At 38.8% G+C, this 26,410-nt stretch carries 25 protein-coding genes; 5 read left to right on the top strand and 20 right to left on the bottom strand.

Annotated features, from left to right (window positions below; translation table 11 throughout):
• Positions 1-49 precede the first annotated feature (49 nt).
• From bsdcttw_RS00420 to bsdcttw_RS00385, 8 genes are all read right to left on the bottom strand, one after another.
• Positions 50-1,309, bottom strand: a complete 1,260-nt coding sequence (locus bsdcttw_RS00420; RefSeq protein ID WP_185257501.1) for an HD-GYP domain-containing protein — start codon at positions 1,307-1,309, stop codon at positions 50-52.
• A 440-nt stretch (positions 1,310-1,749) separates the two neighbouring features.
• A complete protein-coding gene (locus bsdcttw_RS00415; RefSeq protein WP_207726470.1) occupies positions 1,750-2,985 on the bottom strand; it encodes a DUF5050 domain-containing protein in 1,236 nt (411 codons plus the stop codon).
• Between the two features lie 440 nt (positions 2,986-3,425).
• Positions 3,426-4,022, bottom strand: a complete 597-nt coding sequence (recR, locus tag bsdcttw_RS00410) for a recombination mediator RecR (protein WP_185257499.1) — start codon at positions 4,020-4,022, stop codon at positions 3,426-3,428.
• 109 nt (positions 4,023-4,131) lie between these two features.
• On the bottom strand, positions 4,132-4,278 hold the full coding sequence (locus tag bsdcttw_RS00405) for a hypothetical protein (RefSeq protein ID WP_185257498.1): 147 nt from the start codon (positions 4,276-4,278) through the stop codon (positions 4,132-4,134).
• Between the two features lie 155 nt (positions 4,279-4,433).
• Positions 4,434-4,787, bottom strand: coding sequence for a YbaB/EbfC family nucleoid-associated protein (locus tag bsdcttw_RS00400; RefSeq protein ID WP_185257497.1), 354 nt, complete (start codon positions 4,785-4,787; stop codon positions 4,434-4,436).
• Between the two features lie 19 nt (positions 4,788-4,806).
• Complete coding sequence (gene dnaX, locus bsdcttw_RS00395) at positions 4,807-6,372, bottom strand: DNA polymerase III subunit gamma/tau (protein WP_185257496.1); 1,566 nt, start codon at positions 6,370-6,372, stop codon at positions 4,807-4,809.
• Positions 6,373-6,484: 112 nt separating this feature from the next.
• The gene (locus bsdcttw_RS00390) at positions 6,485-7,018 is read right to left on the bottom strand and encodes a transcription repressor NadR (RefSeq protein WP_185257495.1); all 534 of its coding nucleotides are present in this window, start codon (positions 7,016-7,018) and stop codon (positions 6,485-6,487) included.
• Between the two features lie 141 nt (positions 7,019-7,159).
• A complete protein-coding gene (locus bsdcttw_RS00385) occupies positions 7,160-7,363 on the bottom strand; it encodes a hypothetical protein (protein WP_185257494.1) in 204 nt (67 codons plus the stop codon).
• Between the two features lie 187 nt (positions 7,364-7,550).
• Between bsdcttw_RS00385 and bsdcttw_RS00380 the strand changes: the two genes are divergently transcribed.
• Together bsdcttw_RS00380 and bsdcttw_RS00375 are read left to right on the top strand one after the other, a co-directional pair.
• The gene (locus tag bsdcttw_RS00380; protein ID WP_185257493.1) at positions 7,551-7,820 is read left to right on the top strand and encodes a hypothetical protein; all 270 of its coding nucleotides are present in this window, start codon (positions 7,551-7,553) and stop codon (positions 7,818-7,820) included.
• A 22-nt stretch (positions 7,821-7,842) separates the two neighbouring features.
• Positions 7,843-8,637, top strand: a complete 795-nt coding sequence (locus bsdcttw_RS00375; RefSeq protein WP_225903752.1) for a M15 family metallopeptidase — start codon at positions 7,843-7,845, stop codon at positions 8,635-8,637.
• A 135-nt stretch (positions 8,638-8,772) separates the two neighbouring features.
• Here bsdcttw_RS00375 and bsdcttw_RS00370 read toward each other — a convergent pair whose 3' ends face one another.
• From bsdcttw_RS00370 to bsdcttw_RS00360, 3 genes are all read right to left on the bottom strand, one after another.
• Positions 8,773-10,122, bottom strand: a complete 1,350-nt coding sequence (locus bsdcttw_RS00370) for a glucose-6-phosphate isomerase (protein WP_185257492.1) — start codon at positions 10,120-10,122, stop codon at positions 8,773-8,775.
• A 248-nt stretch (positions 10,123-10,370) separates the two neighbouring features.
• Positions 10,371-11,858 carry a hypothetical protein gene (locus tag bsdcttw_RS00365; RefSeq protein ID WP_185257491.1) on the bottom strand — a complete coding sequence of 496 codons (1,488 nt, stop codon included), beginning with the start codon at positions 11,856-11,858 and terminating at the stop codon, positions 10,371-10,373.
• A 207-nt stretch (positions 11,859-12,065) separates the two neighbouring features.
• Positions 12,066-12,764 carry a 5'-methylthioadenosine/adenosylhomocysteine nucleosidase gene (locus tag bsdcttw_RS00360; RefSeq protein ID WP_185257490.1) on the bottom strand — a complete coding sequence of 233 codons (699 nt, stop codon included), beginning with the start codon at positions 12,762-12,764 and terminating at the stop codon, positions 12,066-12,068.
• Positions 12,765-13,406: 642 nt separating this feature from the next.
• On the opposite strand from bsdcttw_RS00360, the gene bsdcttw_RS00355 reads away from it, so the two are divergent.
• The gene (locus bsdcttw_RS00355; protein WP_197979846.1) at positions 13,407-13,646 is read left to right on the top strand and encodes a TIGR03905 family TSCPD domain-containing protein; all 240 of its coding nucleotides are present in this window, start codon (positions 13,407-13,409) and stop codon (positions 13,644-13,646) included.
• 2 nt (positions 13,647-13,648) lie between these two features.
• Positions 13,649-14,713, top strand: a complete 1,065-nt coding sequence (locus tag bsdcttw_RS00350) for an undecaprenyldiphospho-muramoylpentapeptide beta-N-acetylglucosaminyltransferase (protein WP_185257489.1) — start codon at positions 13,649-13,651, stop codon at positions 14,711-14,713.
• A 211-nt stretch (positions 14,714-14,924) separates the two neighbouring features.
• Here bsdcttw_RS00350 and bsdcttw_RS00345 read toward each other — a convergent pair whose 3' ends face one another.
• On the bottom strand, positions 14,925-15,350 hold the full coding sequence (locus bsdcttw_RS00345; RefSeq protein WP_185259635.1) for an HIT family protein: 426 nt from the start codon (positions 15,348-15,350) through the stop codon (positions 14,925-14,927).
• 166 nt (positions 15,351-15,516) lie between these two features.
• On the opposite strand from bsdcttw_RS00345, the gene bsdcttw_RS00340 reads away from it, so the two are divergent.
• Complete coding sequence (locus tag bsdcttw_RS00340) at positions 15,517-16,257, top strand: sensor histidine kinase (protein WP_185257488.1); 741 nt, start codon at positions 15,517-15,519, stop codon at positions 16,255-16,257.
• A 69-nt stretch (positions 16,258-16,326) separates the two neighbouring features.
• Here the strand turns inward: bsdcttw_RS00340 and bsdcttw_RS00335 are convergent, their stop codons facing one another.
• The 8 genes from bsdcttw_RS00335 to bsdcttw_RS00300 all read right to left on the bottom strand — a co-directional run bounded on the left by bsdcttw_RS00335 (position 16,327) and on the right by bsdcttw_RS00300 (position 26,359).
• Complete coding sequence (locus bsdcttw_RS00335) at positions 16,327-17,319, bottom strand: SCP2 sterol-binding domain-containing protein (RefSeq protein WP_185257487.1); 993 nt, start codon at positions 17,317-17,319, stop codon at positions 16,327-16,329.
• An 80-nt stretch (positions 17,320-17,399) separates the two neighbouring features.
• Positions 17,400-18,470, bottom strand: a complete 1,071-nt coding sequence (locus tag bsdcttw_RS24960) for a rhomboid family intramembrane serine protease (protein WP_225903751.1) — start codon at positions 18,468-18,470, stop codon at positions 17,400-17,402.
• Between the two features lie 35 nt (positions 18,471-18,505).
• Positions 18,506-19,999: a glycerol kinase GlpK gene (glpK, locus tag bsdcttw_RS00325; RefSeq protein ID WP_185257486.1), complete on the bottom strand. Its 1,494-nt coding sequence runs from the start codon at positions 19,997-19,999 to the stop codon at positions 18,506-18,508.
• Between the two features lie 115 nt (positions 20,000-20,114).
• A complete protein-coding gene (locus bsdcttw_RS00320; protein ID WP_185257485.1) occupies positions 20,115-21,539 on the bottom strand; it encodes a DUF6382 domain-containing protein in 1,425 nt (474 codons plus the stop codon).
• A gap of 20 nt (positions 21,540-21,559) precedes the next feature.
• Positions 21,560-22,135, bottom strand: a complete 576-nt coding sequence (locus bsdcttw_RS00315; RefSeq protein WP_185257484.1) for a pilus assembly protein — start codon at positions 22,133-22,135, stop codon at positions 21,560-21,562.
• The gene (locus bsdcttw_RS00310) at positions 22,132-22,554 is read right to left on the bottom strand and encodes a prepilin peptidase (RefSeq protein ID WP_185257483.1); all 423 of its coding nucleotides are present in this window, start codon (positions 22,552-22,554) and stop codon (positions 22,132-22,134) included. The genes bsdcttw_RS00315 and bsdcttw_RS00310 overlap by 4 nt, the downstream gene beginning before the upstream one ends.
• 134 nt (positions 22,555-22,688) lie before the next feature.
• A complete protein-coding gene (locus tag bsdcttw_RS00305) occupies positions 22,689-23,699 on the bottom strand; it encodes a TadE/TadG family type IV pilus assembly protein (RefSeq protein WP_185257482.1) in 1,011 nt (336 codons plus the stop codon).
• A 248-nt stretch (positions 23,700-23,947) separates the two neighbouring features.
• Complete coding sequence (locus bsdcttw_RS00300) at positions 23,948-26,359, bottom strand: DUF5702 domain-containing protein (protein ID WP_185257481.1); 2,412 nt, start codon at positions 26,357-26,359, stop codon at positions 23,948-23,950.
• Positions 26,360-26,410 lie beyond the last annotated feature (51 nt).

The following is a 26,410-nucleotide window of genomic DNA, read 5'->3' as shown; positions in this document are numbered from 1 at the left end:
GAAAACTATGTATATTCTGCATCTCATTTCATTCTTGCTGTCATGAGCATCACAGTATCTTGCTGTAATTATATGCTGAATTTTCCGCTGATTCGGCTCGTGCCTTTTCTATGCATTCATAGTTATCCATCAGCAGATTGCATATCTCCTGTGAGATTCCTTCATTATTCGCCATTCCCTGCAGAACTGCAATGGCCCGGTCCTTCGGCATACCTTTTCGATAAGGCCTGTCCTCGGAGATTGCCGCGTATATGTCTGCAACAGCCATAATCCGGGCACCCAGGGAAAGACTATTTCCCTTAAGATGGAACGGATAACCACTGCCGTTTAATTTCTCATGATGATATGCTGCCCATTGGGCTATGGTCTCAAATCCTTTTACCGATTTTAAGAGCCGATATGTATAAAAGCTATGTGATCTTATAATATCATATTCCTCAGCCGTTAGCTTCCCCTGCTTTTCAAGTATTTCTCTCGGAATTGCCAGTTTGCCGATGTCATGCAGATTGGCCGCTATATTCATCATCTTGCATTCATCTTCCGAGAAGCCTGAAAGCTCGGCAAGCTTTAATCCAACTGCAGCAACTCCGGCAGAATGCATGGCTGTAAAGGGACTTCTAAAATCAATAATCTGAGAAAATATTTTCGTCAGACCAACTACCTCATCCAAAGTTAACTTTATGGATTCCAAAGATAAATCATTTGGGACCATTGAAATCATAGGCTGGTAAATATAATCAAGCCATAAAGCTTCTTTCTCACATATCTTCAAAAATGCTTCCACAATTTCCGGGGCAAAGCTGGTATTCATACCGCTTTTTGCATATTCCTTTATTGTTTTTATCTGGCTTAAGATGTACACATTTCTATCCGGCAGAATGGCAATTCTGTCTGCAAAATGGATAATATGAGAAAGCATCGGTACAATCTCACCATGGTAGAGTTTTCCTTCTCCGTAATTCCAGGAAACATGATGATATTTTATGATATTTGCTATTTTATCAAGAATAGGAGACTCCTCGAACAACCTTGCTCCAAGAAATGCATGAGCATTTAATTCAATGTGCTCCTCTTCGTTAAAATCCAGATTGTCCTGCAAAGCAATAGCACCCACATCATGCAAAAGCGCAGCTATTACAAGAGAGCGCTTTTGCTCGATGGTAAGCTGCATTGCATCCGCAATATTATATGACAGATATGCAACCTGCTGGTGGTGATTGGTTACTTTCGGATTAACCAAATCAATAGCTTTTGTGATACAAACCACCAAATCATATAAATTTGAAAAATATTGATTGCCGTAAGGCATAACACTCCCACCTCCATACTTTCAACAGGTCATTATTTTTAAAGCCCGTACCTTTTTAAATAATTTTATATAAAATTAAACTTTGCAACCGGTGTTTTCACCAAATTAACATTATAGTTCTATATGAATGCTGCCGTCAACATAAAACAACGGCTTTTTCTTTATTTCTTTTAATGTGCAATACATTTACAATAACCTCGTTAAGATATATACCGGCTTTAGTATAACACTTAATACAATTTTCGTCTATTTTCAACATATTCATTACCCTTAAGAAGATAATAATTAATAAAAAACAGACTTAAAGCAGGAAGTGAACTGCTTAGTCTGTTTTTTGTTTATTGATATCCCATTTTTTTATATAGATATTTCATACTTATAATCCATTACTTTAGAAACAATATAACTATTTTTATCACAGAAGCTATGGCAAATAAGGCTTAAAACTGAGCAAGTATCTTACCATTAGAATCAGCTACATACCATATGACACTAACACATTTGCCCCACCATACCTCGGTGCTCTTATAATCCATACATTTTACAGGAATCAGTAGATAGTTACCATATTTCTTAATACTTGTAATATAGTCAAATTCTTTTTTTTGTTTGTATGAAATTTTAATAAATGAGTCGATCCAATTACTCTTATTCGTTCCCGATGTAAAACAGGATACCGTAATCAATTCCTTACCATCTGGTTTTATACAATAAGTTTTATCTCCTAGAATATTGAAAGATTCTGTCGTACCGATATTATAAGTATAACTAGATTTCTTACCCGTCTTCGTGCTGTATTGATAATGTTTCTTGCTGCTATCCATTTCCACAAAGAAGATGCTGTCATCATTATGATATATCTCTTCCTCACATACCTGTTTTTCAATAATTGATTTTGTATTTGCACTGGAATTTATTTTGATTAATGTCCCATTCCAATAAAGTCCAGAGCCTTCATATACACCATATTGATAATAAATATCTCCGTTTAATTTAATAATGTCAGAAACTGTAGGATCTGATTTCTCACTTCCATCCAGCATAATCTTGTCTGTTGTCAAAACAGATAGCGTTGTCTGCAAAGGCATCATAGAATATAATGTTAGTTTAGAAGTAGTTTCATTAAATTGAGTAAAATACATGGTATTATCTAAGTTTTTTAAAAAGCGGAAGGTCAGGTTACCAGTATAAATCAAAGTAGCTTTCCCGCTGTCATAATCTCTTTTATATAGCTTACTTGTTTCACCTTTCACAACAATATAGTAAATGCTGTTATCATCAAGACTCGTGAGATAGCCGTTGCAAATAGCTTTTTTATCTTTGCCATCAATGGAAACCGAAGAAATCTGAGTCTGATATGTATTTTTTCCATCTTCATGACTGTTATAATACAGGGTATCATTATGAATCATCATCCCTACAATATCTTTCTTTGACGATATGAGCCTAGTTTTATTACCCGTGGCAACCTCTAACCGGTAAATGTTAAATGTATTTTTAACACCGTTTACAGTCTGAACATAATACATGTTTCCCCTATCTTCCAGCATAGGCGAATCATCGTAAACCGTTGTATTAGTAGCAGCGTTGATTATAAGTACATCCTGAGGTAGTAAATTCACAATTATGTAAAAAACAAAAATAAATTTTAATATACTTTTTGTTATTGTGTTCATTGCATTCTCCATATTTTCAATAGTTTCATATTAATAGAGTTTGGTATTACCCTTTAGATAGATTTTGATAGATTCGATGAATTCTCAATCCGAATCTATCTAATCTATTAATTGTTAATATCATTCTCCTTATATTATTATATTAATACTTTCTTTTCAACTACTATATTGGTATTATTTTACTTTATTAAAATCATAAGAATTATGATTAATACTTTGCTTTTTTTAGATTTTTTAGTGTTGTCAACAGGTTACGCGGGTTCTGATGTTTTAGGGGTAAAAAAATAGACCTGAGACAGGGTGAAGCGCCCAATCTAGGTCTGAATTTTAGTTATTCTGTGGTCTTTCCGCATTATTTCCTATTATACCTTCGATAATAAACGTGGGTGCTTTAGCGATAAGACGAGGTGAGGTACCCGTCAACAACTCGAACCAGCGCCTTACAATTCAACTCTGCCCTCTAAAGCTCTAAGTAATGTCACCTCATCAATGTATTCTAGATCTCCTCCCACCGGTACACCGCTGGCAATTCGGCTTACCTTGATTCCTGTAGGCTTAATCAGTTTACTGATATACATGGCGGTTGTTTCACCCTCCAAGCTGGAATTCGTTGCAATAATAACCTCTTTGATATCTCCTTCCAGTCTTACAATCAATTCTTTTAGCTTGATTTCATCCGGACCGATGCCAAGCATAGGGGAGATTGCTCCGTGAAGCACATGGTATACTCCATCGTATCTTCCGGTCTTTTCATAAGCTGCCAAGTCCCTTGGATTCTCCACCACCATAATGGTATGGTGATCCCTTTTCTCACTGGCACAGATGGGGCAGTACTCACTGTCCGTTAAGGTATAGCATTCTTTGCAATACCTTACGTTTGCTTTTGCTGAGGTGATTGCCTTGGAGAGATTATTTACCTGGTCCTCAGGCATATTTATAATATAAAAAGCAAGCCTTTGGGCTGTTTTGGCTCCAATCCCCGGCAGCCTTGACAATTCTTCAATTAGCTTACTGATTTGACTGCTGTAATAATTCATACATCCTCTTTCTCTAATAAAGTTTTTATAAGCACAGCTATAATCTTACTTTATTATTTTCATGTGTTCATGTCAAGCTTTATGGCAACCTTTATGAAATAGCAATCCGCTATTCCTGGGACGGCTCCTCCACGATAATAAAATTGAATTGGTAATCATAAAGATAGGAGGATAATTCAGCAATGACCTTCTGCTTTTCCTGCTCTGTACATTTTATGTGAATAATCTTATTGATCTCATCAGTCTGCTGTTCCATCTCTGCCTCCTCTTTAAAATCAAGAGGATGTTACAAAACAAAGCCCTGCGGCGTGTGAGCAAATCATACCCGCAGGGCTTCCTTTGACAACAGCCCCTGTAAACTTCATTCATATGTGTTTCCACACTTAAACAAGCTCTTCTATTTGTTAAAACTTAGAAAGGAAAACCACCGAGTCCTCCAAGTCCTCCTGTAATCTGACCCATTACGGACTGAGATTCCTCTTCCATCTTACGAAGAGCTTCGTTAGCAGCCGCCATAATAAGATCCTGAAGCATTTCTATATCATCCGGGTCAACTACCTCTTTGGATAATACCACACCTGATATCTCCTTTTTACCGGATACTCTTACGGTTACTGCTCCGCCGCCGGCAGAAGCTTCCCATTCCTTCTCTTCAATCTCTTTTGTCTTTTCTTCCATCTGCTTTTGCATTCTCTGAGCCTGCTTCATCAGATTATTCATATTGCCGGGCATTGCTCCTCCCGGAAATCCTCCGCGTTTTGCCATGTTTCTTTCTCCTTATCTTTTAATCTTCATATTCTATATCAATATTTTTTATTATCTTTCGCAAATCAAAGGCTTCTTCTGTAATACCCTTATCCGTGGATGCCAATTTCGTTAAAACCTCCACATCCTTTGGAACGAATCTGGCTATGGCACTTTTGAGTTCCTGCATATGTGCTTCCTTTTTAAGGGCTTCCATATCCCATTCATCTGCAAATACTAAAAGCAGGGCATTATTATTACCGATACTTGGTCTTGCGTTTGTCAGGGAAACCTTCGTGATTCCACTGGTTGAGGCGATAATATTACTCCAATTCTTTGCCACCAGCTTTAAATCCTCTGAGACTGCTTTCGGCAGTTCTGCAGGTATTACTTCTGTTTTTATAGTCTCCTTTGGAACTTCGCTTCCTGTCGCTGCTGCCGTTATAGTAACGCCATTCTCAAGCTTTGCCTCCAATTGTCTTATCCGCTCTAAGATATCCTCATAGCTCTTTTCCATCTGGGGCCGGCATAATTTAATCAGCGCAACCTCAACTATCACTCGCTTTTGTGAAGCATAACGGATCTGATTGGATAAATCGGAAAAGATACGGATAAATCGTATCAGAGTATCTGTATTCCATTCCCTGGCCTGCTCTTCTAACAAGGCAAGATTCTCGGTAGAGACTTCAACCGCTTCACTGGCATCTTCCGAAGTCTTTACTAACAGCAGATTCCTTAAATACCAGGTAAAATCTACCGCAAATTGGGTAAGTTCTCTGCCGCTTACAATCAGTTCTTCCAGAATACCCATACATTGACTAACATCATTCTTAGAAATTGCAGTTAAAAGCCTTGCAAATACTTCGATGTCTACTGCTCCCAGTACCTCTAGTACCTTATCATAAGTCAGAGTCTGACCGTAATAAAATGCAATGCACTGATCTAAAAGACTAAGGGCATCTCTTAAGGACCCGTCCCCCATTCTTGCAATATAACGAATGGCTTTCTCCTCCGCTTCAACGGCTTCTGCCTGAAGCAGTTCTTTCAGCCTGTCTGAAATGGTATCAATGGTTATTCTCTTAAAATCATATCTCTGGCATCTTGAAAGGATGGTTATGGGTATTTTTTGAGCTTCTGTCGTTGCCAGTATAAAGATTACATAAGAAGGCGGCTCTTCCAGCGTTTTTAGCAACGCGTTGAAAGCTCCGGTGGAAAGCATATGAACCTCGTCTATAATATAGACTTTATAACGGCCTTCCGTCGGTGAATATCGAACTTCCTCTACAATCTCTCTGATGTTATCCACACCGTTGTTGGAGGCAGCATCTATCTCTATTACATTCATGGAGGTTCCGTTCTGAATGGAACGGCAGGTCTCGCATTCATTGCAAGGGTTTCCGTCTACGGGGTGTTCGCAATTAACTGCTTTTCCTAAAATCTTTGCAATAGTTGTCTTTCCTGTTCCTCTAGTTCCGCAAAATAAATAGGCATGCCCAATCCGGCCTGATTTTATCTGATTTTTCAGAGTGGTAACAATGTGATCCTGACCCTTTACATCATGAAAATCTGTGGGGCGGAATTTTCTGTACAGCGCTGTATATGACATGCTTACACTTCCTCTTTATATTTCTGCCTGCGTGTGCCGCACTTTCGCGCGATGTTACTTTGTTTACTTCCTATCTATTTTACCAATGGTTAGAATAGTTGTCAAAGTATTCTTATTCTTTCCCAAAGGATGTACTGCTTACAAGGTAGTTCTTATCTTTTAATGCCTGCTCAATCTGATCCAGTATCTCTTCTGAATCCGCTTCCACCGTATGTAAATGAGTTCCGCCCGTCAAATCCTTTAAAGGTACGGTTCTTTTTGACCTTACTTTAGCCATAAAGTCCGCAACCTCTTTTCTGTTCTTGATAATCAGATCCACTGATATTTCGCCGTAGAGATCATGCATTACAATAACATCTAATATTTTTCCACCGTTATCTACAATCGTGTTAAGCTCATCTTCAATTTCATCCGTGGTATGCCTGGTGGCAAAACATCGGTTTACCTTCTGCTTTTCCTGTTTATAGATGAGGTATCCTTTCGTTGTTGAAATGATATTCTTGTTAACTGCCCTTAAAAGTGCTATATCCTGTACAATTACCTGGCGGCTGACACCCAGCCGTTTCGACAATTCCGTACCGGAGACTGCATCCTTTGCTTCTTCAAGTATCTTCGTCAGTTCCCTTCTTCTATCCTGTCCCTCCATATAATAACCACATCCTTTCCTGGGACTACTCACCTTCTCATTCTCTCTTTACATTGTATTATAATAAAAGCTCAAAAGCAACGGTAAACAGACGTAACAGTCCTACATCTGTCCGTTGCCACCTTTTTCTTCAGGGAAACCCTAAAATTCCTTTATACTGTTTCCACCAATCTCTGTGGGTTTATCAATGGGAAGCGGTTCACTGTAGTGAGGACATTCTTCCCCTTTTGGACTGTTTTCTACACTATCTAGTCCCGGTTCCGGTACAAAGGAAGGGTTGATAACAGGAAATTCTTCTATCCTGCCGCCTTCTTTTCTATTATCTCTATCGCTAATATCTTTCATGTTCTGCTCCTATCTGCGGCTATAAGATTAATAAATAATTATCTTTTGATAGGATTTCCTTCCTGTTAAATTTTATGCCCTATGGATTTTAGAAAAAGGATTTTAAAAATAAGATGGACATGATATACTAAGAAATACTTTTATACAAGCTGATAATTTCTACTGCATATTCGTGAAAGGAGTATTTATGTTTCGATTATGGGCAAAAATATTTAAAGAAAACCGAATGATATCCGACTTGGTTATTATAAATGATGATCCTTCCCTAAACCGTACCAAAAAGGTATTTCAGGCAGTGGATGAGATATGCTATCATTTTGACCTGTCCAAACCCTTATGGCTGGATTCTACCATCTCTGATTTTAAAAAGCATGATAAGACCAGATTCCATCAGGACAATTTTATTGATCCTATTGATTTTGATTTTCTTGAAATCCATGTAATAGAAGAAGATTAATCATTCCGAGGAGGGATTCATCATGCTTCCAGACCTAGCGCAATTCGTCAGCCGGTCTTTAAAAAGACTTAAGCTTCCTGTAAGCTTTCTGCTCCTAACCGCAGTAATTACGGCTGCTATTGCTGCATATCCTGCTATATCCATTGACTCCGCAGTCATGCTTAACAGAAGTTCTCTGGATTCACTTCCTGCCGGTTCTGTTATAAATACGAGCGAGGTCAAGGGCGGTACAAATTCTTGCTTTTATGCTCAAAAGATTAATACCTCCCTGAAGAAAAGAATCCTTGGCATCTCCTTTCAGGAGGATGGTAAAACAGCACTTTCAGACCTTCGTTACCTCAGAGTCTTATATTATGGTTTCGATGAGAAGTCTCATATTGGAGAGCTGATTGTAAATAAAAAAATTGCGGATGATTTTCTTTCTATCTTTAAAGAACTTTATAAAGTAGAATACCCTATAGAAAAGATGGTGCTGGTAGATGAATACGATGCCGATGACAAAGCCTCTATGGAAGATAATAATACCTCTGCATTTAATTACCGCACCGTTGCCGGTTCAACCAATCTTTCCAAGCATGCAATGGGACTTGCGATTGACATTAACCCACTCTATAATCCCTGTGTGGAAAAGATAAATGGAAAAACCGTAGTGTCTCCGGCAGGCGGAGAAGAATACGCTGACAGAAGTCTTCAGAATTCCTATTATATCAAAAAGGGCGATATCTGCTATGAAGCTTTTATCAAAAGAGGCTTCCTCTGGGGAGGTTCCTGGTCTTCTTTAAAGGACTATCAGCATTTTCAAAAAATAATAAAATAAACTGTCCTATCAACAAATACGCGCATTTTTCTTAAAAATATCCACAATGGGAACAAAAAGGTATGGCGCTTCAGTAACAACTACTGAAACGCCATACCTTTTTACTTATCTATGAGTATAAACTGTTTGTACACTTTACAGTCTCTTTAAAAGCTCTTCTCTCTGTTTTTCAAATCCAGGTTTTCCAAGAAGTGCAAACATATTCTTCTTGTAGCTCTCAACACCCGGTTGATCAAAAGGATTTACTCCTAAAAGATAACCACTGATTCCGCAGGCAAATTCAAAGAAATAAAATAATTCGCCTAAAGATACTTCATTCTGCTCCGGAAGATTTACAATCAGATTAGGAACATCTCCGTCTGTATGAGCTAAAAGAGTACCCTTCATAGCACTCTTATTGATGAAGTCAACGCTCTTTCCTGCCAGATAATTAAGTCCGTCCAGGTCTACTGCTTCTTCCTCAATAAAAATATCACGGGTGGATTTCTCAAGATTAATAACTGTTTCAAACATCGTTCTCTGGCCATCCTGGATGAACTGACCCATGGAGTGAAGATCTGTGGTTAAATCTACCGCTGCCGGGAAAATACCTTTCTTATCCTTTCCTTCGCTTTCTCCGAATAACTGTTTCCACCACTCGGATACATAGTGAAGTGAAGGCTCATAGTTAGCAAGAATTTCAATGCTCTTGCCTTTTCTAAGAAGGATGTGACGGATTGCTGCATACAACATGGAATCATTAGAGGAGAATGGCTGATTCAGACATTTATCTCTCATTGTTGCAGCACCTTCCATAAGTTTTGTTATATCAGCACCACTTACGGCAATAGGTAAAAGACCAACTGCTGTTAATACTGAGAAACGTCCGCCGATATCATCAGGAACTACAAAGCTTTCGTAGCCTTCTTCGGTTGCAAGGTTCTTTAGTGCACCTCTTGCTTTATCTGTAGTGGCATAAATACGTTTCGCCGCTTCTTCTTTTCCATACTTCTCAATAAGAAGCTTTTTAAAGACACGGAATGCAATTGCAGGTTCTGTAGTCGTTCCGGACTTACTGATGATGTTAATGGAAAAATCCCTGTCACCGATTACTTCTGCCAACTGACTGATATAGGTGCTGCTAATATTATTTCCTACATAATAAATCTCCGGAGTCTTTCTTATCTCTTTGGATACAGAGTTATAGAATCCATGTCTTAAGAACTCAATGGCTGCGCGGGCTCCAAGATAAGAACCGCCGATACCGATTACCAGAAGCACTTCGGAATCATTTTGAATCTTCTTGGCTGATTCTTTGATTCTTGCAAACTCTTCTTTGTCATAGTTAACAGGAAGGTCAATCCAACCCAAGAAATCATTGCCGGCACCGGTCTTACTTAATAAGGTCTCTTTCGCGCCTTCTGCTGCCTTTTCAATCATTTCTATTTCCGCATCAGCTATAAAGCTTTTTGCTGCTGAATAGTCAAATGTTACTTTTACGCTCATATTAACACTCCTTTTCGTGATTGTAAGGATAATATCTACCTTTTTGCTCGCTCTTATTTTATCAGAGTAAAGAATGTTATTCAATATACACATTTCATAGAAAAATATGAAATCAGCACGTATTCTCTTTCTTTTCTTTTGTTTTTTTTGTTGTTTTTTGTGCATTTTGAATAATAACCGCGCTTAAAGAAAAGCACTGCCCTATTTCCGGCGATTTCATGACCTGAAATTGGGCAGTGCTGTTGGTTCTAGGAAAATATATCTTTCAAAATATCCTCGAATATTTTTTCTTCCTCTTCGGAAGTGGGCTTAAGCATTTGAAATTCTCTGCTCTTATAACTTCTCCCGTTTTCAAGAGCTGCCGCAGTCCTGTCATCTTTGTATGTGATATCCGGTGCAGCGGTAATCTGTCTTGCCTTAATATCTCTAATCTTTGCTGCTTTTACATCAGCTATCTTTATCTCACTGCTTGTTCTTTCTTCCCGTTTTGCTTCTGCTGATTTCACAATCTTATCTTCCGGCTCTAAAGTATGTACTACCGGACTTTCTTTCGCAAGGAAGGAGTTCTCTTTTCTTTCCTCAGGCTTACTCTCAACTGCCCGTTCTTTCTCCTCTTCTTTTCTGTCAGAAATCTGGATATTCAGAGTCTCAATGCCTTCCGGGGTTTCTCTAAATTGAGTATCTTCCTCTAATCTGTCCTCTGTTTCTCTCCGCCCATGAATCTCCTTTAACAGATTTTCCTTCTTCTCCTGAGCCGCGGTTCTTTTATTGCCGCGATGCTTCTTCTCCAGTTCTAATACTTTCTTTACTTCCTTTTGATGTTTCTTTTCTTCTTTTTTTAATTGTTCATTTTCAAGGATTTGCGCTTTCCGTTTCGCAGCTTCCTGCTTCTTTGCTTCTTTATTTGCTTTGATAGCCTGTATTTTCTCTTCTTTTGCCTTTTGCTTTGCTTCCTTCAATGCCTTTTTTTGTTCCTGTGCCTCTAACTTCTTCTGCATTGCCTGCTGCTTTCTATTACTTTTATTTTTAGCGACTTCATCCTTCTGCCTTGCTTTTTGACTCATCTTCTCAAGACGTTTGGCCTCTCTGCTCTTTACTTTCTTCTTCTGATGAAAAGGTTTCAGTTCATTTTTATCCGGCTGTTCTTTGGTTACCGCCATATCAGAGGTGGGTTGATATGCCTTTTTGTACTGTTCCATCAGCTCCGGTTGATTTTCTTCCTGTACCAGTCTGACTTTTAGCACATTTTCCAGATAGTCTTTCATGTTAATCCGTATCATTTCTTTTTTTCCTGCAGAATTTATAAGACCCTCAAGAAATATCAACAACCCGCAGCATAAAATACCCACAGTAAACGTACTCAAAATCTGATTTTTTCCACATTCATAAATTAACCCCAAAATAGTACTGATTGCGCCTACTAAAAGGGACAAGATCAGAACTTGTCCACATAACGTTTCCCATGTTGATAAGTAAATTCCACAGAATTTATAGTGAAAAAAGTGTTTATCCACAAAGATATCCACATTATTCACACCCAGCTTCAGTTTATAGTAGGCTTCAAACTTCTTTTTCATATTCTTTGCCAGCTTATTATTTGAAGTACTCATGGCTTCGGAAGCTCTCAGCAGCCTGAAATAAAGCACCTGTACCACAAGCTTCATTAGAATACCACAGCCTGCCAATGCCAGTAATATGTAAATAAAAACATGGTTATCAAATAAAATCCGAATCACAAAATTCCCCGCCTTTCCATTTATTAACAATTATTATACTGGATAATAACTGCTTTGAAAAGTCGGGGAACCTTAGTTTTCGTTGACAAGGAAAGCCTTTGGTTGGTAAAAAAATTAAATTTTCCCAAAAATACGGACAGAATTCCCTTGTATTTTATTTTTATTAGGAGTTTCTTGTCGTCCCTTGTATATCAAAAATAGGACAAGCTACAGAACCTGTATAAGTGCTCTTACCAGCTTTACGGTATGTTCAATGGCTTTTGCTTCAAAAGCCCCATAATCCATATGAGCACTGTCATCTGCTTTATCGGATATTGCACGTATAATCAAAAAAGGTGTGTTATTCAGATGTGCTGCCTGAGCAATAGCACCGCCCTCCATCTCCGTACAGAGCCCATGAAACTTCTCTGTAAGCCACTCCTTCTTCTCCCTTCCGCTGATAAACTGATCTCCGCTTACAATTCTTCCAGAGAAAACCCTGATATCCGGATTTACCTCTTCACATACTCGCACAGCCAGGGCTGTGAGTCTTTCCTCTGTCTTAAATACGGAAGTCTCCATTCTGGGAATCACTCCATGCTCATATCCAAAGCCGGTAGCATCCACATCATGCTGCAGCGCATCCTTTGAAATAACCATATCTCCGATATTAATTTCAGCCTCTAAGGAACCTGCCACACCTGTATTAATAACTAAATCCACCTGATAATCATCAATTAGAATCTGCGTGCAGACAGCTGCATTCACCTTCCCGATACCGGAACGAACCACCACACAGGGCCTCCCCTCCAGCGTTCCCTCCAAAAACTCCATGCCAGCTTTTACCTTACTGTTTACCGCCTCCATGACTGCCTTTAACTGGTTTACTTCCTCTTCCATTGCTCCGATTATACCTGTCTTAATCATTCTTAGTACCTGCTTCCTCTATAAAACCCAAGAGTTCCCTTTCTATTCAAATATAAATACCTTACCTTTACATCTCACTAATCAATATTATGTCCACAACTACCCCTATTATATAAGACAGCTCCCCATCCTGCAACCACAAAGAACAACTGTTAAAAGCATTTATAACAAACCCTTTTTTGAATAAGTCTTACAGGACTCACCCCTTTTAAACATACTAAATTAGAAATATATGTACCCAGAGGACGCAGAGGATTTGTTTTGCAGTTTGTCTCGAGGGGTTCCTTCATGACACTTAAGCAGCCGAATACGTGACTAGGGAAAACAATGCCATGTTTGAGCTCAGCAAACTATCACCCCCACACTGATCCAGCGAGTTTGGCATTGTTCTCCCTGCCAGGAACATATTCGGCTGCTTTAGTGGAATTAGGAACTCCGAGCAACAAACTGCAAAACAAATCCTCTGCGTCCTCGTCCGCCTCCAATATTTCAAGTATCCTCACCACTTTAGGCTTGCACTGCCCCAAAAAAATGCTATAATAAAAAAGTATGTAAACTTATTTTACATACTATAGGAATGAAACCAAATAATTTTGTGGTAAATCACATCAAGTTATGCGTAAAGAAAGGAACGGTATACATATGATATATAAAACCAGCGGCGTATGCTGCAGCAATATAGATTTCGAAATTGAGGACGGTATCGTTAAACAGGTAATCTTTAACGGAGGCTGTGCTGGAAATGCTTCTGGAATATCAAAACTGGTTGCAGGTATGAAAGTAGAAGATGTAATCGAAAAGCTTGAGGGAACAAAATGCGGACGTAAGGCAACTTCATGTCCGGACCAGTTGTCAAAAGCTTTAAAAGAATGGAGGAAATAAAAATGAAGCGCATTGTCTTAACCGGAGGCGGTACGGCAGGGCATGTTACACCTAATATCGCTCTTATGCCGGCACTAAAAGAGGCAGGATATGACATACATTATATCGGTTCCCATCAGGGGATTGAACGCTCTCTCATCGAAGAACTTAAGATTCCCTATTATGGAATTTCTTCCGGAAAACTCAGGCGCTATTTTGATCCCAAGAATTTCAGCGACCCCTTTAAGGTTTTAAAAGGCTATTTTGAAGCTTCCAAGTTAATAAAGCAGTTAAAGCCCGATGTGGTATTTTCAAAGGGCGGCTTTGTTTCTGTTCCCGTTGTTTTTGCAGCCAAGAACAGGAAGATTCCGGTTATTATCCATGAATCTGATATTACTCCCGGTTTAGCCAATAAGCTTAGTATTTCTTCTGCCAGCAAAGTCTGCGCCAACTTCCCTGAGACGGTTAAATACCTTCCCGAAGGTAAAGCAGTTCTTACGGGAACCCCAATACGTCAGGAGCTTTTTGCCGGAAATAAGCTCTTGGGACTTGATTTCTGCGGTTTTACAAGTGATAAACCGGTCCTTTTGGTAGTTGGAGGCAGTACCGGGTCTGCTGCGGTGAATGAAGCGATTCGCCATGCCTTGCCGGAATTACTAAAGAAATATCAAATCGTTCACCTGTGCGGCAAAGACAAGACAGATGTAAGTTTAAACGGAACAAAGGGTTATGTTCAATATGAATATATCAAAAAAGAACTAAGTGATTTACTGGCGGCTGCCGATGTCGTTGTTTCGAGAGCCGGAGCTAACGCTATCTGTGAACTCCTAGCTCTTAGAAAGCCCAACCTTTTAATTCCTCTCTCCGCTGCATCCAGCAGAGGGGACCAGATTCTAAACGCCAATTCCTTTAAAAAACAGGGCTTTAGCTATGTTATTAAGGAAGAAGAACTGACAACCGAAACCTTGTTACAGGGTGTTGAGGAAGTGTATGCTAATAGAAATGAATATATTAAAGCGATGGGACAGAGCAAGCTTAATGATTCTATTGACACTATCCTAAAACTTATTAAAGAAATGACAAAATAAAATACGATTTTGCAGAAACAGGCTGCTGTAGGATGAATGACTTTACAATAAAACCATTTATCTTACAGCAACCTGTTTTTTTCTATTTTTCACCTATGAAGTGCTAATTTACAACATTTATTGAATCTAAGATTTTTGCAATTGTCATTAAAAAAATCATTATTACTTAGTACTTACTTTTACTGTTTCCGACTGGTGTAAAAAAAGACTCCTAATTTATTATTTCTTTTACCTTCTCCGTGAGTTTCTCTGCCAATTTAATCATTTCGCCTTCTTTATACTCTCCCGGAACCCAGGTTAACTTTACTTCATCGTTATCATATCTTGGAATAATATGAACATGGAAATGAAATACAGTCTGTCCCGCAGCGGTGCCGTTATTCTGGAGAATATTAATGCCATCACATTTAAGCTCCTCTTTTATAATTCCGGCAAGTTTTTTTGCTACTACAAAAATATGCGCTGCTTCTTCCTCCGGTAATTCAAAGATATTTTGACTGTGATTTTTAGGAATCAACACCGTATGTCCTTTTGCAGAGGGGGCAATATCCAGTATAGCAACTACCTTTTCATCCTCATATATTGTGGCTGAAGGAATTTCGTGCCCAATAATACTACAAAATACACAATTATTAATCATAATTCTCTCTCCTTTTCCTTTCTTCCTACAGCTGTAGGCGTAAAATACGTACAATCCTTGATTTTACAAGGGTTTTCAGTGTGTTAACTGTCGTTTTCTGTAAATTAGATTTTATTGTAAAAAAAAACATATTCTGCTAATATAATCTCAGGAGGTGGACAATATGTTATTTTCCAACGAAGAGCAACATAAATTACAGGATTTAATGAGTTCCAATGATGATTTTGCTTACTTTATGACCAAAAGCCTTGATGGGTGTAAAAGCATCTCCTCTCAGATATGTCATGAACTGCGAAACCCTCTAACCCTGATAAAAAGCACTTCCCAGCTAATTGAAACAAACAGCCCGGAAGTAAAAAATATCAAATACTGGGAGCAGTTGAAAGATGATATACATGAATTAGAGCTTTTATTGGAGGATTTTAGTACATACAATCACAGCAATAACGTGAATCGGCAAGATCAAAATATCCTTCTGCTATTAAATTCTATATTGGCTAGTTTTCAAGCTGCAGCTACCGAGAAAGGTGTTGAAATGTCTCTATCCACAGACAACGAAGAATCTACTTCCTACACTTTATACTCCTTTGACCGCATTAAGATGAAACAGGTAATTACCAATATTCTCAAAAACGCCCTGGAAGCTACTGAAAAAGGTGATTACATCCACATCACCTGTAAGGCAGAAGACCCATCCAATCTTCTGATTACCATAAGCAATAACGGAGCACCCATTCCGGAGGATATCCTCCCCACTATCTTTACCCCTTTTGTAACATACAAGTCAAACGGTACAGGGTTAGGCCTGGCGATATCATCCAATATAATCAGCGCCCACGGCGGCAACCTAACCGTTAAATCCTACAAGGAAGAAACATCCTTCCAAATAAGTCTTCCCTTGTAAGAGAAAAGAACTTAATTCCTTTTGCTCAAAGGATTACCTACCCCGGTAATCCTTTGACTCCCTAATGGTTTATTTAAAAGGGAATGCCTGATCGAAAATCCGCAGCAGACTGAAGTTTCCTTTTGCAGTAAGTTCTCCTGACATAAAGGCCATCTGCATTGTAGTATTCCCTGCAATTACTTTCTTCATAACCGCAGAAGGCAGCTTGACCTCTACATCCACATTATTGGTACCTTTACCATAAAAACAATTTAATTTTCCATTCTTCATTTCTGTAGTTAGTATCTTATCAGAATCCGTAAATGCAATTTCATAAACTGCATCTGTGTCTTTTATACTGTGGTAATGCTCCACCAGCTTCGGAAGAATATCTTCATTATCCTCCTCTTTGTTGCTTAACATTCCTTTAAATATCTGCGCCAGTTCTTCTATGTCTTCTTTTTGCTTCTTTACATAGGTATCATCGGATACATATACAGAAAGCTGTTCATTTTCCTGGGGAGTCAGGTTATTAAAGCTGCCCTTTAATAACTGTCTGTTCATGTGAAAATTGCTTCCCGGGAGCATTTTTGTCTTCTGATTCACTGCCTTATAAAGCTGTTCCGCATATTTTTCTATCATAAGACTATAGGTCTTATTCGTTTCGAATTCTATATGGTCCTCCACATAGGCCCGAATGCCATCCAGCGCAACACCTCCTAACACCTCCCAGGCTCGTACAAGATAACCTTCCGCTTCCCTTTCTCCTCCTGCTGTAGCAATAACCACCGGGAGCATATAGAGCTTTTCAAGCTGCTCTTTGTCTGCATAGAGCCAGCAGGAATCCAAAAACTGCTGCATAAAACCACCGATTCCAAGCCATTCCACATTCACGGCCAGAATAACTCCGTCCGCCTCCTTTAAGGTCTTTGGAAGCATAGCAATCCCATTCTTTTCTTCATAAAGATTATATCTGGTAACATTGACTCTGAGTTCTTCCAATACTTCCGTTAATTTGTGAATTACATAGATGGTAGAATCCTCAATAAGTCCTCTTCCGCCATAATAAATATTTATATTCATATTTTCTCCCGTCTGCGTGCTCTTTCGTATCCTGTCAAGGCTAAAGCATGCTTATATAATCAGGAGAGTGAAAGGTATTTTCACTCTTCCCACCCTTTTTTATATCCTCGGTTTGTCTTTCTATATAGCATTGCTGCAAGTATGAATCCCCCTATAAGACCACCGATATGAGCTGCATTATCAACTCCTGTACTTGTCAGACCTCCGTAAAGGCTGAATACTACAAACCACACCAGCTGTCTGGTGCTAAGGTTCTCAAGCCTGCCTCTATTTACAATAACAATATAAGCCATGGCTCCAACTACACCAAAGATAGCACCGGAAGCGCCAATGGATATAATATCATTGTAATTAAAAAAATTAAATGCTGCTGATACTACTCCGGCTATCAATCCTGATGCAAGATAAGTAAGAAGATATTTCCACTTTCCCATGGCTCTTTCCAGATTATCACCGATAAATAACAGCACTATCATATTATTAATTATATGAGATGGCCCGGAATGCAAAAACATATAGGTAATCAGCCGGTAATACTCTCCTTTATCCAATATATCCCGCCAGGAAAGAGCTCCTTTGCTGATCAGATAGTTCTCTGTGCTTACAGATACTAAATTGTTGACAACAATAAAAACCAGAATATTAAGAAGCACTATTCCGGTGTTCACAAGTGAAAAGTATCTGGAAACAGCATTTTTCCCCTTGGGTTCCTGGTCATAGTACATGGGTGTACCAGCCTCTTCTTCCGGAATATAATCTTTTAACAGAGAATCCTCCAGCTCCTTTCGTATTCCGGCAAAGTCATAGCGCTGGTTCTCATATAATATCAGTCTTGATCTGCTCGTCTCGATTATCCAGGATTCAGCTTCCCTTTCTGAAATCATCGAAGCTCCGGTGATATTCTCAGATAATATGATAGCGTGCAGAAACACCCTCTTTCCTGAATTTGCTGTCAGCTTCTCATAAATCTGCCTCTTGATATTTTTGTATTGAAGACTGGTAAATTCATCTCCCCTTGGACAATCCAAAATCAGAAGCGCATAATACCCTTCCTCTCTATCCTGAAAGTAGAGGGTAAGCCTTTCTGTATTTAATTCAATGGGTTTAAAGTTTCTTATCAAAAGAAAATCTTTGATATCATTTATTGTCATAATCACTACCATGCCCTTTCAAAGGTCTAACAGCGCTACTCTTCTTCCCAGGCAAAAGACCTTCTTACAGCTCTGCTCCAGCCATGAAGCTTGCTCTTTCTGTCCTCCTCTTCCATATCAGGTGTAAACACCCTGGAGGCTTCTCCATGCTGCTTTATTTCTGCTTTATCCGTCCAGAACCCTGCTGCAAGTCCTGCAAGATAAGCTGCTCCTAGGGCTGTTGTTTCCACACAGGATGGCCTTGCTACCTCGATTCCAAGGAGGTCTGCCTGAAACTGCATCAGAAAATTATTAGAGGAGGCTCCTCCGTCTGCCTTTAAGCTCTTTATCTCTGTTCCCGCATCCTGCTCCATAGCCTTTAGTACCTCATAAGTCTGATAGGCAATAGACTCCAGCGTTGCTCTGATTAAATGATTTTTATGAAAACCTCTTGTAATTCCGATAATGGTTCCTCTGGCATACTGATCCCAATAAGGTGCGCCAAGTCCTGAAAACGCGGGAACCACATATACACCGTTGGTATCTGTTACCGCCATGGCCGCTTCTTCTGTCTCTGCTGCCGTACGAATAATCTGTAATTCATCTCTTAGCCACTGTACGGCTGCCCCTGCTACGAATACACTTCCTTCCAGGGCATACTGAATCTTCCCTTTTTCTGAAGCAGCGATGGTAGTAAGCAGTCCGTTATTAGAAGCTATCGGCATACTTCCTGTATTCATTAACAGGAAGCATCCTGTACCATAGGTGTTTTTTACTTCACCTTTTTCAAAACAGCATTGACCAAAAAGAGCTGCCTGCTGATCTCCGGCTACTCCACTAATAGGTATTTTCCCACCAAGGAGTCCTTTTTCCGTATATCCGAATACATGACTGGAAGGCTTTACCTCCGGTAGCATTGACTTTGGAATATCAAGTGCTTCAAGGATTTCATCATCCCATTCCAATTTATTGATATCATAAAGCATTGTTCTGGATGCATTGGTATAATCTGTGGCAAATACCTTTCCCCCTGTTAATTTCCACATAAGCCAGGTATCAACCGTACCAAATAAGATATTGCCGTTCTTTGCTTCTTCTCTGGCCCCTTTTACATTATCAAGTATCCACTTAATTTTGGTCGCAGAAAAATAAGCATCCGGAATAAGCCCGGTGCGTGTTCTTATCACCTGGTCCAATCCGCTTGCTTTCATTGCCTGCACCATATCTGAAGTTCTTCTGCATTGCCATACAATGGCATTGTAAACCGGTTCCCCTGTATGCTTATTCCAAAGAATTGTTGTCTCTCTCTGATTTGTAATACCAATGGCAGCAATATCTTCTGCTCCAACTCCAAGCTTAGCCATCGCTTCCGCCGCTACGCTTATCTGGGAGGACCAGATTTCCATCGGATCCTGCTCCACCCAGCCTGCTACCGGATAAATCTGAGAAAATTCTTTTTGTGCTTTACTTACAATTTGTCCCTGCTTGTTAAAAAGAATACATCTTGAACTGGTGGTACCCTGATCAAGAGCCATGATATAATTCTTCATACATCCTCCAAGAGAGACTGTCTGATGACAGTTAAAACCTGTCTAAACAGTCTTATAATGGTAGATTATACTATTAATCCATGACTTATACAAGCTTTCTACACTTTTGACTAATTTAAAATTCTTTCATTTTAAACAAATAGAATACCCTAGAAAAGGCCAATTCATCGGAATTATTTATGGGAACCGGTTGGTTCTTAAGAAGCTTTTGTCCATTTACATGGGTTCCATTGGTAGAGCCAAGGTCAGTTAAAAACACCTCTCCGTCTCTTATTGTGAATACTGCATGGAGCCTGCTTACACTATTCTCTTTTAATACTAATCCATTACGGTTTTTATCCTTTCCGATATAGAAAGGAAAGCAATCAATAGGTATATCAATAAGATTTTCTTTGTCTTTGGCTACCAGACAATAAGTAGGTTCAGGCTGACGATATAGAATTTCTGTCTTCTCTTCTTCATCAAGTATCTGGGTCACGCACTCTTCATCCGGGTTCGTAAGTTCATTGTCTTTTAATATCGTACCTTTAACAGTTGCGTAAATTTGTTCTTCCGGACTCTTTCCTTGTTCCGATAAATTCTTATCTGTTAATCTTTCTTTACTGTCTTCATACATTACTTTCGTAACCATTTTTGTGCTTTTATATTTAGGATCAAATAATTTCGTAATTACATATCCTACAAGGCTAACCATCACTGCTGATCCGGCCAGCAATTTGATAAAGTCCGGCTCTCCCATCTCATTTGATAATATGCCTCCCTTATAAAGTATTAGTAGGGCCCCTATCCCAACGGCAACTGCTGCTCCTCCTAATATATACGTCTGAAGCTCGTAGAAGCTTATTTCTTCTTGTTTTTCATATTCTCCGGACCTATCTGTTTCTTCTTTTTTTACTCCTGTATCCTGCTGAAAGGTCTTTTCATTTTTGGAAATTGGTATTTTATTTTCTGTGCTTCCTATTACCTGAGAAGGAACAATCTTTTTAACCTTTATTTGCTGATGATTATAAGTTTTTAATATTTCTTTCAGTTTATAGAGGGTCGTATTCTTCTCTCTGCTCTCTTTATAAAGGGCATATATGAGTAGTACCAAGGGTTCTTCTTTGTAATCGGCTTTATTCATTATATACTCAAAAAAAGCTGCCAACTGACTCACAATATTTTCGCCAAAACCCGGAAAATAGCATAGCTGGAGCTTTTCAAGCTTTCCTTTCACATACATGTATTCTGTATTGAGTATAAAATCATCCTGTTCTAAAAAATACTCCATACTGTTATCAATAATTTCGAAGATTCTTTCCAAAAGGGTCTTAACCTCTTCAAAATGAAGAGTATTTTCTTGCCATATACTATGAATGGTCTTTAAATCCGTAATATCATAATAAAAAAGCTCCAGATTATCGATACACCTGATTTCTGTTCTTACTAATCCTGGGATTGTGTACTGTTCCAACATTTTGTTTTTATAACTCTTTTCACTGTTTTTACCCTTTAGCACCAGATAATTACACTTCAGGTCTTTTATATATTCCTTTTCCATTGATTTCACCTCTTACTATTCTATTGCAGCCAACCGATAGATTTTTGCAGCATGCTTAAGATGCTGTCTGCTCCGGGCAGCTCCGTCCCTATGTCCATTCCTATTTGAAATAGACGAATAAACTCCTCGTTTTTATCAAAGACTTTCTTTTCCGTGTAAGTAAATTGTGTTCCACCCTTATGAAAGAATTCCCATACTCCTCTTATTGGCATTGAAAACTTATAATTAACGTTCACAGTAATTTCTTTCTTCCCGATTCCAACATTAATATCAGAAATATCTGCTAATATAACTTTTTTTGAAAGATTATTCTTAAGTAAATTCTTCATAGAAGCAGCTTCATCTTCACGGTCATTTAACAGATGAAAAATACCCTCCTCTATGTAATGGTCATAATTTATTTCACTCGTTACCGTATCCATATTCTTAAAAGCAGCCCTCTCTCCGTTAAGAACCAGGAGATGAACTGCTCCTTCAATTACTCCCCTGTCATGAAGTAAAAAGCTGGTATAAATAAGAGCTATGATAATATATAGAATCAAGGGAATGAGGATGGCAGCCTCCAGCGTATAACTGCCCTTTAGCTTCCTTCTCATAACCAAAATACTCCTCCGAGGTATGATAGGAATAAAAAGGGGACAAAGGGTATTGAATCTTTCCCGCCGGCTTTTCTTAGCAACAAAAGGCTCAAAGAAAGCAATGCAGAAATCGTAAGTCCATAGAAAAGCAGGTTCAGATTATCATGAAAGCCCAGGCAAAAGCCAGTAATGCACACTATAATACCATCTCCAGGTCCTATCTGCCCTTTTAGCAGCTTGCTTAACACTAATAATACCAATCCAATTGCAACTCCAAGCAGACGGCTTATTGCCGGCAATCCTCCGGCTATTGAGAAACTAATCAATAATATGCTGCCTGCAGCCAGTAAAACAATGGATATTTTCTTTTCTTTAAAATCCTGCCATCCGCATACAAAAAGCCATACACTCATTAAAATTTCCGATAATACCTTCATTCTTAAATTCCTTTCTGCTTTAACCGCTATCTCTGTCTCTGCTTCTGCCTCTAACTCTCTACCCCTACTTCTGTCACTAACTCTCTACCCCTACTCCTGCCTCTATTTCTGCCTCTACTTCTGCCTCTAACTCTCTAGTTTCCCTGTCTCTTACGGCATCTTTGACACAAACTTCTTCCTTCTGCCTCCGAAAGCGGAATTTTAATCACCGTTCTCTTTAAGGCACTGCAGTTAAGATCCGTATGGTATCGGTCACCGGTATCGGTAATATAAACCGTTCCTGTTGTTTGTTTTCTGCCGCATATTTCACAGGGAGTATACTTGCCGCCTGATATGTTGGAAAGGTTCTTTATATTTGCTAATAATGCTTCTTTTATTGACATCTTCAGATAAGTACAATCTTCCCACAAATGGTATACATCCCCGTTTTCCGTAATATATACATATTCTGTATCCGCTGTACCTCCCTCTTCTCCTGTATCAGGATGATACCCGCTCCAGCCTCTGAGGGTAACTCGCTGCAACATAAAAAACTTACCTGTGCCAGGGAGCTTTATAGGTGGCTTTGCATAATAGGATATTACAATATCAATATGGTCATCCTCTTCCATAAAGTCAGAAAAATAGGTGGATATCCCCTCCATGCCCCCCACTATAATAGAATTATTGATATAGCTCTCATCCACAAAATCCCGAAGCTTAAGCTGGAAGAAGGCTGCATTTATGTTTTTTGTAATAAGCAGCTCCTTCGCTGTATCAAATATACTGCTTCCGTTTTCTTCCGCCTCCTTTTCAGATTGTAAGCTATCGGAAACCTCACTGCTATACTTGTCATTCTTCTTATATCCACTGGTGTCCTTTCTGGTGTCCTTACTGGTATCATTGCTAGTGTCCTTATTGGCATCCTTGTCCTTGTCACCGGCCTTATCCTCACTCTCATAATCAGCGATATACTGGTAAACATACCCGTACTTTGCTATCATAAGACCTTCCTTTGTAATAGCCTGCTGCAGTATATCCTCTAAATGGTAGATCTGAAAGAAATACATCACCGCTAATATGGCATACAGAAACAAAGGAAATATCAAAGCACACTCTACCGTTAAGGAACCTTTGCAGTCACGCTTCTTCTTTTCTTTTTTCATAGGATGTTTTCCTTTCCCTAAAGTGGACAGGGATATCCGCCCTTGTACAACAAATAAGCGCAATCACTGAATTTTAGAACACTTTCGTTTCTTGACACTTTTCGTTGTACTTAATATGGATGATGCTTCCCGGAGAGAGATTGCTTTTATTTTTGACGGATATCCTTGTCCACTTTATCGATTGTTACTATATCAATAACTCTAAAATAACCATCTGCTGATGAAATGAAGGAATTCATAACAGTTAGTTAATATACATATTCTTTTTTTATATGATAGTGATAGACCCCATCTACCAGTTCTTTATCCTTCGTTATGAACGGAAAATCGATATATCTGCTCTCCATTTTAAACTCTCCCTCTGCCGTAAATCCTGCCAGGCAATTTTTTATAGAGAATCCTTCTTCATAACCTACTCTTAGATTTTCTTGAATAATATCCATGGAGCGGTAAATCTTATCCTCCTTATTCTCTAAGAGCAGAAAAATATCAAGATAGGTTTCATAGCCTCCATAGCCAGGCTCACCGGTATCTCCTTTCAGACAGCCAGCTTTTTCTAAAATCTTTTGCTTTGTCAGTCCGAAAATATCAGTAAGCCCCAGAGAGAAGTCTTTTTTCTGCTTGATTATTTGTACACCTTTCCCGGAGAAAATAGCAGCCGTATCCACAAGAGCTTCACTAAATCCCCAGGTTACTAGAATTATATATTTAACAGCCTCAATAATGGCTGGCATACCGGTGAATCCAACAAAGCCTGCAGCCATCACCTGCGCTTCTTCTCTGCTTTTGGCATCTGCAAGAAGAGTTATGGTATCTGTGAGGCTTCGTAACAGCACGATTTTATTTACTACCTCCTTTAAGTTGTTAACATCTTTTTCTTCATCGCCTAAAATATATTCTTTTTCATAACTTAATACTCTTTTACCGTTCTTGGCTCCCTTAAGGTAATCTCCAAAATGCTCCTTTATGTATTCCATGTATAAGATATTGGCAAGCAGCTTTGAGCCATTCTCCTTCACCTTACTATCATTTAAAAATGAGAAAACCGGTAAATAAACATCTCGTTTATTATCAAGACTGAACTTTTTTGCAGGTTCGTTTCCTTCACTTGTTCCTATCGCTGTATTCATAATGACGGAGGGAAGCTCTGCGGTATTAATCACATTTTCAGAAACTGCATCTGTGTCTTTTACCACCAATTCCAAAAGTCCTTTGCCAAGGATTCTATTTAGCCCTTCAAAGAAACTAGTACTGTCTTTCGGCTTCATACAGCCGGTATAGTTGAACTTAAGAGGTGTAAAATCCAGGTTATTTATACAATTCTCATACATTTCCAGTTTGGACATATGTCCTTTAGAGTCATAACTTGAAGTTATTGTTAAGTCACTTTGTGCCAGATAATTCTCGATGACAGTCTTACTTTCGATAAGACATTTTTTCATTTCATCAAAATTAAACTGAATTCCTTCCCCTGTACTTATGTCTGGATTATCAAGATCCCCAGGGATATTACTTGCCTCTTCCTTGGTTTCTTCCCTGTACTGGTTCAAAGCTTCGATATATTTTTCTGCTTTTTTCTTCACTTCTTCATTTAATGGCTGCATTTCATCAAGTACATTAAGAGCCTTTGAAATAGACTCTTTTTCTTTTTTAATAAGTCCAATCAGGTAATCTCCTTCCCTATTAAGGCTCTCGATAATTTCTTGCTCTTCCTTTATGTAACTCTCTGAGGCCTGCCTGGCCTTTTCTATTCTGGCATTATGTGCTTTCTTTTCCTTCCTTGTAAAATTTGAGGTATTAACTGCCAATAATTCCACAAGTTCCTTCTGTGCTGCTTCCAGCTTAATTTTACAACCTTCCAATCGCATTAATTGTTTCTTCGCTTCACCAATATTGGTAAGAGGATTTATATAATTGCTTTTAACTGACTGAAACAGCCAGTCGTTATCTATCCCAAGACTATTTCTATCTACCGTTTTTGTCCACAGCTTCTTAACAAAGCTATCTTTGATTTTAACCATATCCCCCTCTGTCTGTACTCCATGCTTCTTCATTTCAAAACCATCTATGGCTTCCATAAGCAGCAGTACTTTTCCTTCAAGTTCCGCTGCTGTTTCTTCTGCTTCCTGTTTTTTCTCTAAGATTTCACCTGTTTTTTGTGTTCTGTCTATAAAATCAAGCCTTTCTAATAGATTCTTTATCCCATTCTCTGCAACTTTATACTTCATATATTCGCAGGCCTGACCGGTAAATAGTTCTCCGCCCTTATCCATCAGGGTCTCTGAACTTGTAATATTCATCTTATCTATAGTAATTCCGAAAGGCTCAAAGGAGGAGGGAAGGGTAATGGGGAGTTTATCCATACCTTTACGAGGTAAAAAGGTGTATTCCATATAGGTTTTTATGGTATCTGATAGTGTGTTATAATTAGCTTCTTTTGAACCGAAACCGGTATCCAGTCCGAATATATGATACTCTTCATACAAAGGAGCATAATATCCGGCAAAAACCGAGTCTATTGCCGTATTAAAAGCTCTGTCAGCCTGTACATAACCACCTTTGAGCCTGACAGCCTCTAATGTAGTAAGGATGAGTGCCAGAACAGCAAGTAATAGGACACTTAAGAACACAGTAATGATACCTCTCTCCTTTTTCTTCAAATGATTCCTCCTCTCTATTGCCAATGTGCTTTATTAAGAATGACCTGTCTT

It is taken from the genome of Anaerocolumna chitinilytica (genome assembly GCF_014218355.1).
GTDB lineage: Bacteria > Bacillota > Clostridia > Lachnospirales > Lachnospiraceae > Anaerocolumna > Anaerocolumna chitinilytica.
Note: the sequence above shows the minus strand (reverse complement) of the source record. Positions and strands in the feature narration are given on the sequence as shown.

What these genes read in the sequence shown, in the direction of transcription:
- bsdcttw_RS00420 (WP_185257501.1), bottom strand. Translation starts at nt 1,309, where the DNA reads ATGCCTTACGGCAATCAATATTTTTCAAATTTATATGATTTGGTGGTT.
- bsdcttw_RS00415 (WP_207726470.1), bottom strand. Translation starts at nt 2,985, where the DNA reads ATGAACACAATAACAAAAAGTATATTAAAATTTATTTTTGTTTTTTAC.
- recR (WP_185257499.1), bottom strand. Translation starts at nt 4,022, where the DNA reads ATGAATTATTACAGCAGTCAAATCAGTAAGCTAATTGAAGAATTGTCA.
- bsdcttw_RS00405 (WP_185257498.1), bottom strand. Translation starts at nt 4,278, where the DNA reads ATGGAACAGCAGACTGATGAGATCAATAAGATTATTCACATAAAATGT.
- bsdcttw_RS00400 (WP_185257497.1), bottom strand. Translation starts at nt 4,787, where the DNA reads ATGGCAAAACGCGGAGGATTTCCGGGAGGAGCAATGCCCGGCAATATG.
- dnaX (WP_185257496.1), bottom strand. Translation starts at nt 6,372, where the DNA reads ATGTCATATACAGCGCTGTACAGAAAATTCCGCCCCACAGATTTTCAT.
- bsdcttw_RS00390 (WP_185257495.1), bottom strand. Translation starts at nt 7,018, where the DNA reads ATGGAGGGACAGGATAGAAGAAGGGAACTGACGAAGATACTTGAAGAA.
- bsdcttw_RS00385 (WP_185257494.1), bottom strand. Translation starts at nt 7,363, where the DNA reads ATGAAAGATATTAGCGATAGAGATAATAGAAAAGAAGGCGGCAGGATA.
- bsdcttw_RS00380 (WP_185257493.1), top strand. Translation starts at nt 7,551, where the DNA reads ATGTTTCGATTATGGGCAAAAATATTTAAAGAAAACCGAATGATATCC.
- bsdcttw_RS00375 (WP_225903752.1), top strand. Translation starts at nt 7,843, where the DNA reads ATGCTTCCAGACCTAGCGCAATTCGTCAGCCGGTCTTTAAAAAGACTT.
- bsdcttw_RS00370 (WP_185257492.1), bottom strand. Translation starts at nt 10,122, where the DNA reads ATGAGCGTAAAAGTAACATTTGACTATTCAGCAGCAAAAAGCTTTATA.
- bsdcttw_RS00360 (WP_185257490.1), bottom strand. Translation starts at nt 12,764, where the DNA reads ATGATTAAGACAGGTATAATCGGAGCAATGGAAGAGGAAGTAAACCAG.
- bsdcttw_RS00355 (WP_197979846.1), top strand. Translation starts at nt 13,407, where the DNA reads ATGATATATAAAACCAGCGGCGTATGCTGCAGCAATATAGATTTCGAA.
- bsdcttw_RS00350 (WP_185257489.1), top strand. Translation starts at nt 13,649, where the DNA reads ATGAAGCGCATTGTCTTAACCGGAGGCGGTACGGCAGGGCATGTTACA.
- bsdcttw_RS00340 (WP_185257488.1), top strand. Translation starts at nt 15,517, where the DNA reads ATGTTATTTTCCAACGAAGAGCAACATAAATTACAGGATTTAATGAGT.
- bsdcttw_RS00335 (WP_185257487.1), bottom strand. Translation starts at nt 17,319, where the DNA reads ATGAATATAAATATTTATTATGGCGGAAGAGGACTTATTGAGGATTCT.
- bsdcttw_RS24960 (WP_225903751.1), bottom strand. Translation starts at nt 18,470, where the DNA reads ATGACAATAAATGATATCAAAGATTTTCTTTTGATAAGAAACTTTAAA.
- glpK (WP_185257486.1), bottom strand. Translation starts at nt 19,999, where the DNA reads ATGAAGAATTATATCATGGCTCTTGATCAGGGTACCACCAGTTCAAGA.
- bsdcttw_RS00320 (WP_185257485.1), bottom strand. Translation starts at nt 21,539, where the DNA reads ATGGAAAAGGAATATATAAAAGACCTGAAGTGTAATTATCTGGTGCTA.
- bsdcttw_RS00315 (WP_185257484.1), bottom strand. Translation starts at nt 22,135, where the DNA reads ATGAGAAGGAAGCTAAAGGGCAGTTATACGCTGGAGGCTGCCATCCTC.
- bsdcttw_RS00310 (WP_185257483.1), bottom strand. Translation starts at nt 22,554, where the DNA reads ATGAAGGTATTATCGGAAATTTTAATGAGTGTATGGCTTTTTGTATGC.
- bsdcttw_RS00305 (WP_185257482.1), bottom strand. Translation starts at nt 23,699, where the DNA reads ATGAAAAAAGAAAAGAAGAAGCGTGACTGCAAAGGTTCCTTAACGGTA.